This is a genomic window from Kistimonas ophiarachnellae (genome assembly GCF_057552235.1).
This window is the reverse complement of the sequence record NZ_BAAJPA010000007.1, coordinates 46,623-62,739: the sequence shown is the minus strand read 5'-3', so window position 1 is coordinate 62,739 and position 16,117 is coordinate 46,623. Positions and strand designations below refer to the sequence as shown.

The 16,117-nt window shown below is 54.0% G+C and carries 16 protein-coding genes; 15 read left to right on the top strand and 1 reads right to left on the bottom strand.

Features of this window, described 5'->3' with window-relative positions:
• Positions 1-75 precede the first annotated feature (75 nt).
• The 14 genes from AC27K1_RS10410 to cmoB all read left to right on the top strand — a co-directional run bounded on the left by AC27K1_RS10410 (position 76) and on the right by cmoB (position 13,668).
• Positions 76-1,110: a hydroxymethylglutaryl-CoA reductase gene (locus tag AC27K1_RS10410; RefSeq protein WP_487150359.1), complete on the top strand. Its 1,035-nt coding sequence runs from the start codon at positions 76-78 to the stop codon at positions 1,108-1,110.
• Positions 1,110-2,168 carry a type 2 isopentenyl-diphosphate Delta-isomerase gene (gene fni, locus AC27K1_RS10405; RefSeq protein ID WP_487150357.1) on the top strand — a complete coding sequence of 353 codons (1,059 nt, stop codon included), beginning with the start codon at positions 1,110-1,112 and terminating at the stop codon, positions 2,166-2,168. The genes AC27K1_RS10410 and fni overlap by 1 nt, the downstream gene beginning before the upstream one ends.
• Before the next feature lie 105 nt (positions 2,169-2,273).
• Positions 2,274-3,449, top strand: a complete 1,176-nt coding sequence (locus AC27K1_RS10400) for a hydroxymethylglutaryl-CoA synthase (RefSeq protein WP_487150355.1) — start codon at positions 2,274-2,276, stop codon at positions 3,447-3,449.
• 133 nt (positions 3,450-3,582) lie between these two features.
• Positions 3,583-4,596: a mevalonate kinase family protein gene (locus tag AC27K1_RS10395; protein ID WP_487150353.1), complete on the top strand. Its 1,014-nt coding sequence runs from the start codon at positions 3,583-3,585 to the stop codon at positions 4,594-4,596.
• Positions 4,577-5,533, top strand: coding sequence for a mevalonate kinase (gene mvk, locus AC27K1_RS10390; protein ID WP_487150351.1), 957 nt, complete (start codon positions 4,577-4,579; stop codon positions 5,531-5,533). The genes AC27K1_RS10395 and mvk overlap by 20 nt, the downstream gene beginning before the upstream one ends.
• Positions 5,472-6,515, top strand: a complete 1,044-nt coding sequence (mvaD, locus tag AC27K1_RS10385; RefSeq protein WP_487150349.1) for a diphosphomevalonate decarboxylase — start codon at positions 5,472-5,474, stop codon at positions 6,513-6,515. Before mvk ends, mvaD begins: the two co-directional genes overlap by 62 nt.
• A 204-nt stretch (positions 6,516-6,719) precedes the next feature.
• Positions 6,720-7,487 carry a 30S ribosomal protein S2 gene (rpsB, locus tag AC27K1_RS10380; RefSeq protein ID WP_395182962.1) on the top strand — a complete coding sequence of 256 codons (768 nt, stop codon included), beginning with the start codon at positions 6,720-6,722 and terminating at the stop codon, positions 7,485-7,487.
• A 183-nt stretch (positions 7,488-7,670) separates the two neighbouring features.
• The gene (tsf, locus tag AC27K1_RS10375; protein WP_487150346.1) at positions 7,671-8,528 is read left to right on the top strand and encodes a translation elongation factor Ts; all 858 of its coding nucleotides are present in this window, start codon (positions 7,671-7,673) and stop codon (positions 8,526-8,528) included.
• Positions 8,529-8,734: 206 nt separating this feature from the next.
• Entirely contained in the window at positions 8,735-9,472 is a 738-nt protein-coding gene (pyrH, locus tag AC27K1_RS10370; RefSeq protein ID WP_345199425.1) for a UMP kinase, read from the top strand.
• Complete coding sequence (frr, locus tag AC27K1_RS10365) at positions 9,469-10,026, top strand: ribosome recycling factor (protein ID WP_487150344.1); 558 nt, start codon at positions 9,469-9,471, stop codon at positions 10,024-10,026. The genes pyrH and frr overlap by 4 nt, the downstream gene beginning before the upstream one ends.
• An 82-nt stretch (positions 10,027-10,108) precedes the next feature.
• A complete protein-coding gene (gene uppS / locus AC27K1_RS10360) occupies positions 10,109-10,894 on the top strand; it encodes a polyprenyl diphosphate synthase (protein ID WP_487150341.1) in 786 nt (261 codons plus the stop codon).
• Complete coding sequence (locus AC27K1_RS10355) at positions 10,888-11,691, top strand: phosphatidate cytidylyltransferase (protein WP_487150340.1); 804 nt, start codon at positions 10,888-10,890, stop codon at positions 11,689-11,691. Before uppS ends, AC27K1_RS10355 begins: the two co-directional genes overlap by 7 nt.
• 235 nt (positions 11,692-11,926) lie before the next feature.
• On the top strand, positions 11,927-12,655 hold the full coding sequence (gene cmoA / locus AC27K1_RS10350) for a carboxy-S-adenosyl-L-methionine synthase CmoA (RefSeq protein ID WP_487150338.1): 729 nt from the start codon (positions 11,927-11,929) through the stop codon (positions 12,653-12,655).
• Positions 12,656-12,723: 68 nt separating this feature from the next.
• A complete protein-coding gene (gene cmoB, locus AC27K1_RS10345) occupies positions 12,724-13,668 on the top strand; it encodes a tRNA 5-methoxyuridine(34)/uridine 5-oxyacetic acid(34) synthase CmoB (protein WP_487150336.1) in 945 nt (314 codons plus the stop codon).
• Positions 13,669-13,707: 39 nt separating this feature from the next.
• Here cmoB and AC27K1_RS10340 read toward each other — a convergent pair whose 3' ends face one another.
• Positions 13,708-14,481, bottom strand: coding sequence for a methyltransferase domain-containing protein (locus tag AC27K1_RS10340; RefSeq protein WP_487150334.1), 774 nt, complete (start codon positions 14,479-14,481; stop codon positions 13,708-13,710).
• A gap of 222 nt (positions 14,482-14,703) precedes the next feature.
• Here AC27K1_RS10340 and rseP point away from each other — a divergent pair, with 222 nt between their 5' ends.
• Positions 14,704-16,065, top strand: coding sequence for a sigma E protease regulator RseP (gene rseP, locus AC27K1_RS10335; RefSeq protein ID WP_487150332.1), 1,362 nt, complete (start codon positions 14,704-14,706; stop codon positions 16,063-16,065).
• Positions 16,066-16,117: the final 52 nt, after the last annotated feature.

Below are 16,117 nucleotides of genomic sequence, written 5' to 3'. Positions count from 1 at the left end.
GGGCAGAGGTTTCCTCTGGCGCAGAGACCCTGGAGTGCGTAACAGGACTGTTTTCAGGATACCAGCCGGTTATATATGTCAGATAACAAGATTCAACAGGCGCCGGTTCCCATGCGGCTCGTGGGACCGGTGACGATTATTGGTGATGTTGTCAATGACAGCGTCATGCTGCCCCTGGCTACCTATGAGACGCCGCTGTGGCCTTCCGTGGGTCGTGGCGCGCGGGTGGCCAGTTTGGCCGGTGGTATCCGGGCGACTGTGATTGATGAACGGATGACCCGTTCGATCCTGCTTGAAGCTGAGGATGCATCGAAGGCTCTGGCAGCCTGGCACAGTCTTCAGGGTCGCAAGGACGAGATGAACATGGTGGTGCGTGAATCCAGCCGTTATGCGCGGTTGATCGATATGCACAGCCAGATCGTCGGCAACCTGCTGTATATCCGCCTTGAGTACCTGACCGGTGATGCATCGGGTCATAACATGGTGACGCTGGCTTCTGAAAAACTGCAGGACTGGATTCTGGGTGAATACCCGGAACTACGGTATTGCTCAATTTCCGCCAACTATTGCACGGATAAAAAAGCAACCGCCATCAACGGTATCCTGGGCCGGGGCAAGAATGTGGTGGCGGAACTGTTGATTCCCCGGGAGCTTTGCGAGCGTCGGTTAAAGACGACACCCGAAAAAATTGTCGATCTGAATATCAAGAAAAACCTGCTGGGCACCATGCTGGCCGGTGGTATTCGCAGCGCCAATGCGCACTTTGCCAATATGTTGCTGGCGTTTTACCTGGCGACTGGCCAGGATGCAGCCAACATCGTAGAAGGCTCCCAGGGTATTGTGCATGCCGAAGTGCGAGAGGGTGACCTCTATTTCTCCGTCAACCTGCCAAACCTGATTGTTGGTACCGTCGGAAATGGCAAGGGACTGGACTTTGTTGAGCGCAATCTCGAATTACTGGGTTGCCGTGAAAATCGTGAGCCCGGCGCAAACGCCCGTAGATTGGCGGTTATCTGTGCGGCATCGGTACTCTGCGGTGAGCTGTCCCTGCTGGCGGCCCAGACCAACCCCGGTGAGCTGATGGCATCCCATTTGAAGCTGGAGCGCTGATGTCAGATAGCAAAGCGTCAGGTGCCGGTGAGCAGACTAACAGCCGGAAAGTCGAACATATCCGGGTGATTGAACAGGATAGCGGCACTGACCGGGAAGGCGGGTACTTTGATCGTATCCGTCTCAGTCATCGGGGGTTGCCGGAAATTGCCCTGGCAGATGTCGATACCCGGGTGGAATTCCTCGGCAAAACCCTGTCGTTCCCTATGCTGATTTCCTCAATGACCGGGGGAGATCATGAACTTGTACGAAAAATCAACCGGAATCTTGCCATTGCGGCACAGGCGACAGGTGTCGCCATGGGCGTGGGTTCCCAGCGCGTAATGCTGGAGCAGCCCGCTGCACGTGCTAGCTTCGAATTGCGCCAGTTTGCGCCGGATGTGCTGTTTTTTGCCAACCTGGGCGCTGTGCAGCTCAATTATGGGTGTGGCCTGGCAGAATGTCGTGAAGTGGTTGATGCGCTGGATGCGGATGCGCTGTATCTTCACCTCAATCCGCTTCAGGAAGCGGTTCAGCCGGAAGGCGACACGAACTTTTCGGGCCTGCTGGACAAAATTGCCAGTATTAATGAACAGCTGGGTTGCCCTGTCGTCTTGAAAGAGGTTGGGTGCGGAATGTCGCCGGAAGATATCGCCGCGGCAGCTGTTCGAGGTATTTCCTGTATTGATGTGGCCGGGCAGGGCGGCACCTCCTGGAGTCGCATTGAGCATCATCGTGCGGGAGAATCCGGTGATTCGCTCGGGCTTCGTTTCCAGGATTGGGGTATACCAACGCCGCAAGCTTTGAAGCTGGCGGCGCCATTTCGGGATCGTGTCGAATTAATCGCCAGTGGTGGTTTAAGAAACGGTGTCGATATGGTCAAGTCTGTTATACTCGGCGCCCGATTGTGCGGCCTGGCGGCTCCGCTGCTGAAACCGGCCATGGAATCAGCAGATCATGTGATAGCTGCAATTGAAACACTGAAGCGGGAATTTGCCACGGCCATGTTCCTGCTGGGTATGCCGGATGTGAAGACACTGTACGGCAATGAACAACTGATTCTGGATGAAAGTTTCTGACACGTCTCGTGCAGAAAACCAGAAGTCAGGTGAGTGAAAGAATGCTGTCGTCCCCGGACCGTGCAGGGTGATGGCAGGAAAACCTCAGGATTTCCAAGAGGCATCATGTCTGTCGGTATTGATGACATCAGTTTTTATTCGTCCAGTCTTTATATTCCTCTGACTGAGCTGGCTACGCGCTACGGGACTGATCCCGACAAGTATCGCGTCGGGCTGGGGCAGGAGGAGATGGCGATCCCTGCGGTCGATGAAGACATCGTGACGATGGGCGCCAGTGCGGCCTGGCCTATTATTGACGACGATAACCGCGACAGTGTCGGCACCCTGCTGTTTGCGACAGAGACCGGTATTGACCAGTCCAAGTCGGCCGGTGTCTATGTGCACCGTTTGCTGGGGTTGGGTACTAACTGTCGTGTCGTGGAATTGAAGCAGGCCTGCTACAGCGCCACTGCGGCTGTTCAGATGGCCTGTGCGCTGGTGGCCAGGCAGCCGGAAAAGTCTGTGCTGGTGATTGCGTCAGACATCGCGCGTTATGGGCTGGGCACGCCGGGTGAAGCGACCCAGGGGTGTGGTGCGGTCGCCCTGTTGGTCAAGGCGAATCCTCGGCTCGTTGAGGTGCATCCGGAGACGGGCTGTTACAGCGAAGATGTCATGGATTTCTGGCGTCCCAACTACATGGATACGGCGCTGGTGGATGGTAAATATTCCACCATTGTTTATCTCAAGGCGTTGCGTCAGGCCTGGAAGCATTACCAGCAGGCGGGCGGCAAGGGCTTTTCTGATTTTTCCCGATTCTGTTATCACCTGCCTTTCGCCAAGATGGGCGAGAAAGCTCACCGTAAGCTGGCGGTAACCTGTGGTGAAAGCATGTCGGATGAGCTGTTTGCCGAGCAGACCGGCTCCGGGCTGATTTATAACCGCAAGATTGGCAACAGCTATTCAGCCTCCCTGTATATCGGCCTGCTGTCCATGTTGGAGAATGATCCTGAAGATCTGTCCGGTCGGCATATTGGTCTGTTCAGTTACGGCTCCGGTTGTGTCGGTGAGTTCTTTGCCGTAACGGTTCAGCCGGGGTATCGGGCCTATAGTCGTCGGAAGGCACATGTGGACAGGCTGGAATCCCGGCAGGCGCTCAGTTATGACGAATACGCCCTGCTGTTTGAGCATCAATATCCCCGTGTGGATGGCGAGCATGATTTCCCGGAAATGACCGATGGCCGCTTCCGACTGGCAGGTCTGCATGATCACAAGCGTATCTATACAGAGACAGGTGCGCGCTGAATGCGTTATGATGCGGACGCTTTGTTGTTACAGTGTTTTGCTGCCAGGTAAAGCCACTGTAAATGGCGTGAATAAAGGCTCCTGTGTGGGGCGTGGCGCTGTGGGTTGAAACTGTTTTCGGGATTGTCTGCGGATGAGGTCTGTTGCTCCGGGCAAAATTATCATTTCGGGTGAGCACTCGGTGGTGTATGGCTCGCCGGCGCTGGCAGTGGCTGTGAATATTCATGCCAATGCAGTGGTTGAGCGTATTGAAGAGCCGGGGATTCATCTGCATCTCGACAACTATGGCAAGCTGGCGTCGCTGCCGTTGTCAGAGCTTGAGCAGGTTCGTCTGACCATTGATGAAGCTTATCAGCATTATCTGCTGGGGCGCTGCAGCGTCGATAAGGTGTTGCCCCATGCCGGTGAGCTCTATCTGTATGCCATTGCCAGTCTGTATAACAGCTATGCATTACCGCTTGATCATGGGTTGGATATCTCCCTGAAATCGGCCATACCGGTGCGTTCAGGGATGGGTTCTTCTGCTGCGACGGTTGCATCGGTGCTGGTGGCTGTGGCCGGTTATTTCGGTGTTCAGCTGGATAAAGACTCCCTGTTCCGTTTTACCAGTCATACCGAGCGGCTTCAGCATGGCTGTGCCAGTACTATTGATCCCATGGTGACAGTTCACGGCGGGTTGGTGCGGGTGGAAAACAGCCAGCTGTCCCGAAGCAGTGAATTGCCGGAATTGAACTGGTACCTGGTGAATACCGGTGAGCCTGAAGTGAGTACCGGGCAGTGTGTTGCCGAGGTGCGGCGTCGGTTTGGTACCAGTACCATCTGGAATGAATTTGCTGCCATTATCCAGGGGTTAGAGCAGGCATTTCTCTGTCGTGATACGCGAGCGTTGCGTGAGTACGTCAAGCGTAATCACCAATTGCTGGTGGATATCGGTGTGGTGCCTGACACGGTGCAGCGATTCATCAGTGATCTGAAATCCCACTATGGCGCTGCCGGTAAAATCAGTGGCGCCGGTGCCGTGCATGGTGAAAAGGCGGGCTTTGTGCTGGTTCAGAGTGATGAGCCGGTGGAAAGTCTCTGTGATGAATACGGTTTCTCTGTTGCCAGGCTGCAGGCGGATCCTCTCGGTGCCAGACTCTGTCATTAATCCCGGTCAGGTTGTTCATGTCTCGGTGCCCGGCAGTATTATGCTGCTGGGCGAGCATTCCGTTTTGTATTCCCAGCCGGCTGTCGCCTGTGCGGTTGATCGCTATATGCGTGTTCAGGTGGAGCCGCTGGCAAGTCGAGACGTTATTGTTGAGTCTGCACTTGGTCCTTATTGTTCGCATCTTGATAGTCTTCAGGATTCTGTTCCTCATCGTTTTCTGGTTGAGATTCTTCGGCGCTGGCAGTCGACATTGGCCTGTGGCCTGAAGATCAGTATTACCTCTGAGTTTTCCCATACCGTTGGCTTGGGTTCCTCTGCTGCTGTGGCGGTTGCGCTGGTTTCTGCCCTGCGAGCCGTTTGTGGTTTGCCGCTTGATCTGCAGGCAATTCTTCAGTCAAGTGTTGAGGTTGTTCGCGCGGTTCAGGGGCGAGGGTCTGGCACTGATCTGGCGGCCAGTGTCTATGGCGGTGTGATTGCCTTTGATGCTGATACTTTACAGGTTCAGCGCTTATCGTCTGAATTGCCTATCGATCTTTATTATGCAGGCTATAAAACGCCAACGACTGATGTGTTGGCGAGAGTCGCAGAAGAAAGTGTGCAAGTGCCGGGTGTAGTGGATACGCTTTACCGGTTAATGGGTGACGTGAGTCGAGAGGCGATAGCGGCGATCGAGGCTGATGATTTATCGCAATTCGGTCGTTGCATGAATGTCTATCAAGGGTTGATGGATGCCCTGAATGTGAATGATGCAACGCTCTCTGCCATTGTCTATGGATTGCGTGCCTTGCCGGGTGTGATGGGCGCCAAAATTTCCGGTTCGGGCCTGGGTGATTGTGTCTGTGCGCTGGGTGATACCGGTGTCGGGTTGCCCGGGTTTGAACGTATTCCTGTTTCTGTTTCCCCTGTTGGAGTGTCCGTTGACGTTTTCCCGCGTTGATGTTGCCCGAAGTCTTCTGGGTGATTGTGAATACCGTCCTGTCGATGTTTTCGAGGCGTGGGCGCCGGTCAATATTGCGCTGTGCAAGTATTGGGGTAAGCGCGATGCTGCCCTGAATTTGCCCGTCAATGACAGCTTGTCAGTCGCTTTGCCGGATAAGGGGACACGTACCCGAGTGACCCGGCTGCAGCGCGAGTCAAAGGATATTGTCTTTTTAAATGATCAGCCGGTGTCTGAAGCAGATAGCTTTTATCAGAAAGTGGTTGCTCATCTGAATCTATTTCGGCTGCATCGGGATGATCGTTTTCGAATTGATACGGTTAATAATATCGCGACGGCGGCAGGTCTTGCTTCATCGGCGTCCGGCTTTGCAGCGTTGACCCGTGCAATGGCGGGTGTGCAGGGCTTTGATCTTGATGGAGCGGCGCTATCCATTCTGGCGAGGCTGGGAAGTGGTAGTGCCTGCCGGTCTGTTTTTGATGGATTTGTACGCTGGCATAAAGGCGAGGCTGCTGATGGTATGGATTCCTGTGCGGCGCCATTATCTCAGGATTGGCCGGGTTTGCGCCTTGGGGTGCTGACCTTGACGGGGGCGGCGAAAAAAGTCGGGTCCCGGGAGGGTATGGCGCGGACAGTGAAGACGACGCCACTCTATTCTGCCTGGCCTGCCCAGGCTGAGGCGGATATTGCGACGCTGGAACAGGCCATTGTCAACCGCGACTTTGAGTGCTTGGGTGCCACCGCAGAACATAACGCCATGACCATGCATGCCACGATGATTGCCTCCTGGCCGCCGCTGCTGTACTGGGAGCCTGAATCTGTCGCTGTTATGCAGAAGGTCTGGCAGTTGCGCGAGGATGGGGTGCCTGTCTATCTCACCATGGATGCCGGGCCCAATGTGAAACTTTTATTTGAGTCGCCGGTCGAAGAGAACATCAGGCAGGTGTTTCCTGATGTTGAAGTGGTAAAACTCTTCCCGTAAAGGGATTCTTTTCGCAGGGAATCCGTTTTCCGGGGCTGGTGCATGCCTGTGTGGTTGTGGTATAAATGCGCGCTTGTGGCGACCGCCGCAAGTATTCTTATGACTTAAAACCACACATGCACCGACACATGGTTCCTGGGTGCCCGCTTAAAAAGGGTCGAATCATGGGGTGTATGGAGGCATAACCCTTTTAAGGAGTTTTACATGGCTCAAGTGTCCATGCGTGACATGCTGAAGGCCGGTGTCCATTTCGGTCACCAGACCCGTTACTGGAATCCCAAGATGCGCAAGTTCATCTTCGGCGCCCGTAACCGCATTCACATCATCAACCTGGAACACACCCTGCCGGCGTTCAATCAGGCGCTGGGTCTGATCAAGAAGCTGGCTGAAGGCAAGAACAAGGTTCTGTTCGTCGGCACCAAGCGTGCAGCGAGCAAGATCGTCCGTGAAAACGCGCAGCGTTGCGGCATGCCTTATGTTGATCACCGCTGGCTGGGCGGCATGCTGACCAACTACAAGACTATTCGTCAGTCTGTACGCCGTCTGCGTGAACTGGAAGTCCAGGCTGAAGACGGCACTTTCGAGAAGCTGACCAAGAAAGAAGCCCTGATGCGTACCCGTGATCTGGAAAAACTGGATCGCAGCCTGGGTGGTATCAAGGACATGGGCGGCCTGCCTGACGCGATCTTCGTCATCGACGTGGATCACGAAAAGATTGCCATCCAGGAAGCCAACAAGCTGGGTATCCCTGTTATCGGTATCGTTGATACCAACAGCAACCCGGACGGCGTAGACATCGTTATCCCCGGTAACGATGACGCGATCCGCGCAATTCAGCTGTACGTTGAATCTGCTGCTGACGCGATCCTGGAAGGTCGTGCTGCTGCCGGTGCAGTCGTTGAAGAAGCGGCTGCTGAAAAGGCAGAAGCGGCTGAAGAGAGTGAAGAGAGCAGCGAAGACTCCGCGGAGTAATCGTCCTGTTCAGAAAAAGGGGGCCTTGCCCCCTTTTTTGCCATAGGGGTCAGGCTATTATTGCTGTCGTTGCAGCGGCGGTTCCTGACTCCGGGCGCAAAAATTCTTTCGTGATTGTTGCTGTCTTTCTGTGAGAAGACGCTGGAAAGACAGCAGCAAAACCAAGGTTTAGAGGATACGAAAATGGCAATTACTGCTGCACTGGTAAAAGAGCTGCGTGAGCGTACCGGTCTGGGCATGATGGAATGCAAGAAGGCGCTGGTTGAGGTTGACGGCGACATCGAAAAAGCGATCGAAGAGCTGCGCAAGTCTGGTCAGGCCAAGGCTGCCAAGAAAGCCGGTCGTACCGCTGCTGAAGGTGTGGTTGCCGTTAAAGTGGCTGACGATGCCAAGTTCGGCATGCTGGTGGAAGTCAACAGTGAAACTGACTTCGTTGCCCGTGACGACAACTTTCTGGGTTACGTTAACACTGTCGTTGAGCGTGCCTTTGAAACCAAGCAGACCGATATCCCTGCCCTGATGGACGGTGATCTGGAAACTGCACGTCTGGCGCTGGTTCAGAAAATCGGTGAGAACATCAGTGTTCGTCGTGCCGCCGCCCTGGAAGGCGATGTGGTTGGTAGCTACGTTCACGGTAACAGCCGTATCGCGGTTCTGGTTAGCCTGGAAGGCGGTAACGCTGAGCTGGCCAAGGACATCGCCATGCACGTGGCGGCTGTGAATCCTCAGGTTGTCAGCAAGGACGACATGCCGGCTGATCTGGTTGAGAAAGAGAAGGACATCTTCCGTGCCCAGGCGCTGGATAGCGGCAAGCCTGCTGAGATCGTTGAAAAGATGATCGTTGGCCGTGTGAACAAGTTCCTGGCTGAAAACAGCCTGGTTGAGCAGCCTTTCGTCAAGAACCCTGACGTGACTGTTGGCAAGCTGGCTGCAGAAGCCGGTGCCACCGTCAAGAACTTCATCCGCTTTGAAGTGGGTGAAGGCATCGAGAAGGAAGTGGTTGACTTCGCTGCCGAGGTTCGCGCCCAGGCAGGCCTGTAAGGCATACTGATGCAGGGGCGGCAGAGGATTCTGTCGCCCCTGTTATTATTCGATGGCGAATACCAGTGACCAATCGCTGGTTGATTGCAGATAATGGCAGTCGTTGGTCAGTGGTATTGGTATCATCAGAAAACAGCCATGGGCATGGCAGGATGGGTATCACTGTTCATCCTGTTCATGGCCAAGCCCGTTGACGGAGAGCAGACATGCCCGGAACAGATCGCCAGCCTAAATATCACCGAATCCTCCTCAAGCTCAGCGGTGAAGCGCTGATGGGGAGTGAAGAGTTCGGTATTGATCCCAAGGTGCTGGATCGGATGGCGCTTGAAATCGGTCAGTTGGTCGGTATCGGTGTTCAGGTGGGTCTGGTGATCGGTGGCGGTAACCTGTTTCGTGGGGCGGCGTTGAGTGCGGCCGGTATGGAGCGTGTCACCGGTGACCATATGGGGATGCTGGCCACGGTCATGAATGCACTGGCCATGCGCGATGCGCTGGAGCGTTCAAATATCAATACCCGTGTGATGTCTGCTATTCCGATGAGTGGCGTAGTGGAACATTATGATCGCCGCCGTGCGCTGCGTTATCTGAATTCGGGTGATGTGGTAATTTTCTCCGCAGGTACCGGGAATCCTTTCTTCACCACGGATTCCGCCGCCTGCCTGCGCGGTATTGAAGTAGATGCTGACCTGGTGCTGAAGGCCACCAAGGTGGATGGTGTTTACGATCAGGATCCGGTCAAGAATCCGGATGCGATTAAGTTTGATCGTCTGACCTATGACGATGTACTGGATCGTAAACTCGGGGTGATGGACCTGACCGCTATCTGCCTGGTGCGCGACCACCAGATGCCGGTACGTGTGTTTAACATGAACAAGACCGGTGCCCTGTTGAATGTTGTCGTCGGTGGCGACGAAGGAACCCTGGTTTGCGGGAGTGACGCATGATTGACGAACTGAAGAGTGATGCAGAATCCAGAATGCAGAAAAGCGTAGAAGCGCTGACCCATGCATTTGCCAAAATCCGTACTGGTCGGGCGCATCCGAGCCTGCTGGAAGGTGTTCGGGTGTCCTACTATGGCTCTGAATCCCCGTTGAGCCAGGTGGCCAACGTCACAGCTGAAGATGGTCGTACCCTGGCGATTCGTGTCTGGGAAAAGAGCATGGTACCGGAAATCGAGAAAGCCATCCTCAAGTCTGATCTGGGTCTGAATCCTTCCACTGCCGGTGAGGTGATTCGTGTACCGCTGCCGCCGCTGACGGAAGAAACCCGTAAAGGTTACACCAAGCAGGCGCGTCATGAAGCAGAGCAGGCCCGTGTAGCGATCCGTAATATTCGCCGTGACGTGCTGTCTGACTTCAAAGAGCTGGAAAAGGAAAAAGAGATCAGCGAAGACGAAGAGCGTCGTGCGCAGGACGATGTGCAGAAGATTACTGACAAGTACATCGCTGCCGTTGACGAGGCGCTGGCGGTCAAAGAAAAGGATCTGATGGCAATCTGATCAGACGAAACCCGGGCTTGGCCCGGGTTGTTGTTTGCCGGGCGGTTTGCCCGGATAGTGTGAGGTAACCCTGAAACAAGTCATGGCTGAACCACCTGCTTCCCCTTCCGCCACGGTATCTGGCAACGACATTCCTGCCGACCGTATTCCCCGTCATGTCGCGATTATCATGGATGGCAATAACCGCTGGGCCAAGAAACGGCATTTGCCGGGTATTGCCGGGCATCGCGCGGGCGTTGAGGCGGTGCGTAAGGTGATTGAAGCCTGTGGTGACTATGGTATTCGTGTATTGACCCTGTTTGCCTTTTCCAGCGAGAACTGGAAGCGACCGGCAGACGAGGTCAGTGCTCTGATGGATCTGTTCCTTCGTGCGCTTCAGCGAGAAGTGCGCAAGTTGCACCGGCATCATATCCGGTTGAAAGTGATCGGAGATGTCAGTTCCTTCAGTCCGGCTATCCAACAGCGTATTCGTGAAGCAGAAGCGCTGACGGCTGAAAATGCGCGTGTTACGTTGGTGATTGCCGCCAGTTATGGTGGGCAGTGGGATATTATCCAGGCTGCGCAGAAACTGGCGTCAGAGGTGCAGCGGGGAGAGCTTGATCCGGAAGCGATTACAGCGGATCGTTTTGAAGCAGCCCTGTCGACGGGTGAGCTGCCGCCGCCAGACCTGCTGATCAGAACCAGTGGTGAACACCGAATCAGTAATTTCCTGCTGTGGCAGTGCGCTTATTCTGAACTCTATTTCTCCGATCTGCTATGGCCTGATTTTGGGCCTGAAGAGTTCCATAGGGCGATAATGGATTACAGTCAGCGGCAGCGTCGTTATGGCAAAACCAGTCAGCAGCTAGAGGCAGAGTCAACGTGCTGAAACAACGAATAATAACAGCGCTGGCTTTATTGCCGGTGGCATTGGGTGGGGTTTTTCTTTTGCCGTTGACGCCGTTCTCGGTGTTTGTTGCGGTCGTTATCGCATTGGCGGCCTGGGAGTGGGCAGGACTGTCCGGATTTACTCACCAGTTGGTGCGCGTGGGATATGCTGCGCTGACAGGCGGCATGATTTTTCTCCTTTCTCTGGCGTCTTCCGGATTTTTGCTGGGAGCCGGTCTCACCTGGTGGCTGATGGCGTTGATGCTGGTGATCAGTTATCCCGATTCAAGGCCTGTGTGGCAGAACCGGATGGTTCGGTTGCTGATGGGTTGGCTGGTTCTTCTGCCTGCGTGGGGCGGCCTTGTGTATCTCAAGGGGCAACCGCAGGGAAATCTGCTGATTCTGTATGTGTTTGTGCTGGTCTGGGCCGCGGATGTGGGCGCCTATTTTTCCGGTAGAACCTTTGGGCAGCGTAAACTGGCGCCGAGTCTCAGTCCGGGTAAAACCTGGGAAGGTGTCTTCGGTGGTTTGTTTATGACGTCACTGATTGCCCTTCTGGTTGGCTGGTACCGACAGCTGAGTTTATTTGAATGCCTTGGGCTGGTTGCCATTACGCTGGTGGTCACCATGGTGTCTGTACTGGGTGATTTGCTTGAAAGTATGTTCAAGCGTGAAGCCGGTTTGAAGGACAGTAGCCAGTTGTTGCCGGGACATGGTGGTGTCATGGATCGCATTGATAGTCTGACGGCTGCCATACCAGTCTTTGCTGTTTTCTGGTTCCTGACAATGGCAACCTGAAGCGTTGTTTTTTCGGATGTTAATAAAGGTGTCAACAGGTGTTGGCACCTTTTTGTTTCAGGGGTAAGCATTGCTTCGCGACAGGGTGACTTGTACTTGCACGTGACGCATCGTGATAATTGCCACTGGTGATTTTGTTTGATCAGGCTAGCATGTCTGCTTTTCTATTAGGTTGCTGGTTCAGTCTGCCCGGAGTGACAGCTGCTATTTCAGCACAGCAAATTCCTGAATACGCATGAATAATCTACTCGATCGTATTTATGCAGAACCCCATGCTGAGTTGTCGGGTTTTGCGTTTGATGATGCCGTGGCGCGGGTTTTTCCCGACATGATCCGCCGGTCTGTGCCCGGGTATACCACGATCATTCCCATGATTGGTATTATCACGTCCCAGTATGCGCAGCCGCATACAATGCTTTATGACCTGGGGTGCTCTCTTGGGGCTTCGACGCTGGCAATGCGGCATGGTGTTGATCAGCCCGGGTGTCGAATTGTTGGTGTTGATAATTCCGACGCCATGCTGGAGCGTTGTCGTAAATATATTGAAGCTGATGGCAGCAGTGTGCCGGTTGAATTATTGCTGGATGATATCCGCAGCGTACCTGTGACCAATGCATCTGTTGTTACGCTTAACTTCACCCTGCAGTTTATTCCGCTTGAGGATCGGTTGGCGCTGTTAACTCAGATTGCTGATGGTCTGAATCCCGGTGGTGGATTGATTCTTTCTGAAAAGCTGGTGTTTGAGGAAGGTGAGCAGTCCGTTCTGGAAGAACTGCATTATGACTTTAAGCGAGCCAATGGTTATTCAGACCTTGAGATCAGTCAGAAGCGTACGGCGTTAGAAGACTATCTGATTCCGGAAACCCTGGCGCAGCATCGCGAGCGTTTGTTAGCTGCAGGGTTTAGTCGAGTCGTGCTCTGGTACCAGTGCTTTAATTTCTGCTCACTGCTGGCCATCAAATAATTATGCCTGTAAGCGATAATCGTAGTTTGCCGAATCCTCTGGATTTTTTTAGTGATTTGTATCCGTTAATGGATAACCACTCGCTAAGGCGCTGGCTGGATGTATTGCCACAACAATTGCAGCATGTTCTTGTTGAGAATCTTCACGGTGATCTGGATCGCTGGTTGGCTGCCTTGAACCGGTTGCCAGATATTCCTGTTAAAGCGGTGAATCTGGATGTGCCCACGGTCAGTGTCGTGTCACAGGAGTCCTTGTCTGATGAAGTCAGGCATGATCTCCACCGCGAGTTAAAAGCGCTGAGCCCCTGGCGCAAAGGGCCGTTTGATTTCTTTGGCGAACATATTGATACCGAATGGCGTTCCGACTGGAAATGGGAGCGTGTCGCGCCTCACCTGTCGTCGCTGAAAGGGCGGCTGGTGCTGGATGTCGGATGTGGTTCTGGTTATCACTGCTGGCGCATGTTGGGTGCGGGTGCCCGACAGGTGATCGGTGTGGATCCGTCACGGCTTTTTCTGGTGCAGTTTGAAGCGTTCAAGCGTTATGCTGGCAAAACGCTGCCCGTACATCTTCTGCCGCTAAAGATGGAAGATGTCCCTGAAAACCTGAAAGCCTTTGATACGGTTTTCTCTATGGGGGTGTTATACCACCGTCGTTCACCGATTGATCATCTGCTTGAGTTGAAGGGCGCCTTGCGAGCGGGTGGCGAGCTTGTGCTTGAAACACTGGTTGTTGATGGTGCGTTAGGGCAGGTTCTGATGCCGGAAGATCGATACGCCATGATGCGTAATGTCTGGTTCCTGCCGTCATCGGATACGCTGCTGTTGTGGCTGCGTCGCGCGGGTTTCCGTAATGCCCGGGTGGTTGATATGGCGCGTACCACGACAGAGGAGCAGCGTCAGACGGAGTGGATGCGCTTTAATTCCCTCTCGGATTTTCTTGATCCTGAAAATCCTGAAAAAACCGTCGAGGGTTATCCGGCGCCGCTGCGTGCTGTGGTTATTGCTGAAGCCTGATGAGTCCAAGTGAAAGCCGGCATGTTGCCGGCTTTTGTTTTAGGCAGGCTTTTGGCAAAGCATGTGCACATAGCGAGCCAGATCCCGGTATGGCGGTTTGCGTCCGAAGTGTTTTTCGACACGTAACATGTCATCGGCAGGTGTCATATCGCGGACGGGTTTTGGCATGTGGTCGTGTATGGCGCGAATGCCGGACCATGCCTTGATATCAAGGTCCAGCAGGCTCAACCATTCGTGTACGTCGGCAGGGTCCAGTGGCCAGGCGGGCGTCAGGGGATTTTTCCGATTTTCAAAGTTGTCGTGGTAGGCCAGCTTGAAATTCCGGTTCATCAGGTGGCGCCAGACCAGAGCGTTTTTGTTGTAGAACAGGATGGAAAGCCAGCCGCCCGGGCGTGTCAGTGTGGGCAGGCTGTTCAGTACCTCGCGGGGATCTTTCAGCCACTCAAGCACGGCATGGAGCAGGACAAGATCGACAGGCTCGTCCAGGTGTTCCTGCAGTGACTGGATAGGGCAGTGAATAAACCGGATATCGGCATCGGGCGCGATTCTGGCATATTCTTCCCTGGCCAGCGCCAGCATGTCGGCTGAAATATCGCACAGGATGATCCGGTGTCCCTGTGCGGCGAGCATGGCGGAATACTGGCCGATGCCGCCGCCCGCATCCAGAATGGTTAGCTTGCGGTCACTGTTAAGCAGGGAAGGGATGTGAGTGACGAGGTCTTCCTGAAGGATTTCCAGTCGGAGTTGCCCTTTCAGGGTGCCGTAGATCTGCTGGCGGAAGCGATCCGCGATGCCGTCGAAATTTCTGTCCATACGGTACTGAAAATGGTGGTTCCTGTTGCGGAGTGCTTTATTAAGGTAAATGCGCCAATAAAACCGATTGATGGCACGACAGATAGCTAAGCCTGACGTTAGTGAGCGCTTTTGTATTTGCGAATCCCTCAGACACTATGCGAGGATTGCGCAAAATGTTGTAAAATCAGTCACTTTATCGTTTCAGCCTCTTAGGGTAAATGCAGGAAAGCCGACGGGACTATGGGAACATTGCAGACAATTCTGGCGTTTATCGTCACCCTTGGCCTGCTGGTCAGTATCCATGAGTATGGGCATTTCTGGGTTGCTCGTCGTTGTGGTGTCAAGGTACTTCGTTTTTGTATTGGGTTTGGTAAGCCTCTCTTCACCTGGTATGACCGGCATGGCACAGAATTCGCCATCGCCATGATTCCGCTTGGCGGCTACGTGAAAATGCTGGATGAGCGTGAAGGGCCGGTGGCGGATGAGGAAAAAGATCAGGCGTTTAATAACAAGTCGGTGTATGCCCGTATCGCGGTTGTCGCGGCCGGACCGATTGCCAACTTTCTGCTTGCGATTGTCGCACTTTGGATCATGTATCTGGTGGGCGTCAAAACGGTCATTCCAGTGATCGGTGATGTTGTGCCGGAATCACCGGCTGCGGTTGCGGGTGTGAATGCCGGGTCTGAAGTAGTCAGTGTGGATGGTCGGAATACGCCATCCTGGCATGCCATCAATATGGCACTGTTGGCACCGTTAGGGGAAACCGCCACGGTTGTGCTGGGCACCAAACCTTTTGATGGGAAAGGTGCCGATACTCAATATTCAGATATTCATCTCAATGACTGGCTTACGGGTGAAGAGAATCCGGATCCGCTGCGATCTCTGGGTGTGCAGCCATGGCGTCCGGAAGTGCCGGCGGCGATTGGACAGGTTCTGGAAGGCGGAGCGGCTGAAAAGGCCGGGTTGTTGAGCGGGGATGTTGTGTTGTCCGCCAATGGTGAGCGGGTTTCAAGCTGGCAGGGCTGGGTGGATATTATTCGGGAAAATCCCGGTACAGCAATACAGGTAGAGATTGATAGAGACGGCAGTAGTCGTACATTAACCCTGGTGCCGGGTGAGAAAACGTTAGCCGATGGCCAGAAAATTGGGTACATTGGTGCCGGCGCAAAACCCTTCGAATGGCCGGCTGATCGTCTGCGTGACATCAGCTATGGTCCAGTCATGGCTTTAGGGGTTGCGCTGCAGGACACCTGGTCGTTGACAACACTGACGCTGGACTCCATCCGCAAGATGGTTATTGGGCTGGTGTCGGTTGAACATCTCAGTGGCCCCATTACCATAGCGAAGGTGGCCGGTGCCTCGTTTAAATCCGGTCTTGAAAGTTTTCTGAACTTCCTTGCTATGCTGAGTATTAGTTTAGGTGTTTTGAACCTGTTGCCCATCCCTGTGCTGGACGGGGGGCACTTGCTGTATTATCTGGTGGAGCTGGTGAAAGGCCGGCCGGTGTCGGAGAAAATACAGATGATCGGGGTGCGTATTGGCATGACGTTGATTCTCGGACTCATGTTTGTCGCCCTGTATAATGATTTGAGCCGACTGTAACCGAAGGGGGAGTCCCGGTGCGGTATCAGTTTATCTTTTGGCTTTACGACCA

Excerpts from the sequence above, each read along its gene's own strand:
- AC27K1_RS10410 (WP_487150359.1), top strand. The coding sequence starts at position 76 with ATGTCAGATAACAAGATTCAACAGGCGCCGGTTCCCATGCGGCTCGTG.
- fni (WP_487150357.1), top strand. The coding sequence starts at position 1,110 with ATGTCAGATAGCAAAGCGTCAGGTGCCGGTGAGCAGACTAACAGCCGG.
- AC27K1_RS10400 (WP_487150355.1), top strand. The coding sequence starts at position 2,274 with ATGTCTGTCGGTATTGATGACATCAGTTTTTATTCGTCCAGTCTTTAT.
- AC27K1_RS10395 (WP_487150353.1), top strand. The coding sequence starts at position 3,583 with ATGAGGTCTGTTGCTCCGGGCAAAATTATCATTTCGGGTGAGCACTCG.
- rpsB (WP_395182962.1), top strand. The coding sequence starts at position 6,720 with ATGGCTCAAGTGTCCATGCGTGACATGCTGAAGGCCGGTGTCCATTTC.
- tsf (WP_487150346.1), top strand. The coding sequence starts at position 7,671 with ATGGCAATTACTGCTGCACTGGTAAAAGAGCTGCGTGAGCGTACCGGT.
- pyrH (WP_345199425.1), top strand. The coding sequence starts at position 8,735 with ATGCCCGGAACAGATCGCCAGCCTAAATATCACCGAATCCTCCTCAAG.
- frr (WP_487150344.1), top strand. The coding sequence starts at position 9,469 with ATGATTGACGAACTGAAGAGTGATGCAGAATCCAGAATGCAGAAAAGC.
- uppS (WP_487150341.1), top strand. The coding sequence starts at position 10,109 with ATGGCTGAACCACCTGCTTCCCCTTCCGCCACGGTATCTGGCAACGAC.
- cmoA (WP_487150338.1), top strand. The coding sequence starts at position 11,927 with ATGAATAATCTACTCGATCGTATTTATGCAGAACCCCATGCTGAGTTG.
- cmoB (WP_487150336.1), top strand. The coding sequence starts at position 12,724 with ATGGATAACCACTCGCTAAGGCGCTGGCTGGATGTATTGCCACAACAA.
- AC27K1_RS10340 (WP_487150334.1), bottom strand. The coding sequence starts at position 14,481 with ATGGACAGAAATTTCGACGGCATCGCGGATCGCTTCCGCCAGCAGATC.
- rseP (WP_487150332.1), top strand. The coding sequence starts at position 14,704 with ATGGGAACATTGCAGACAATTCTGGCGTTTATCGTCACCCTTGGCCTG.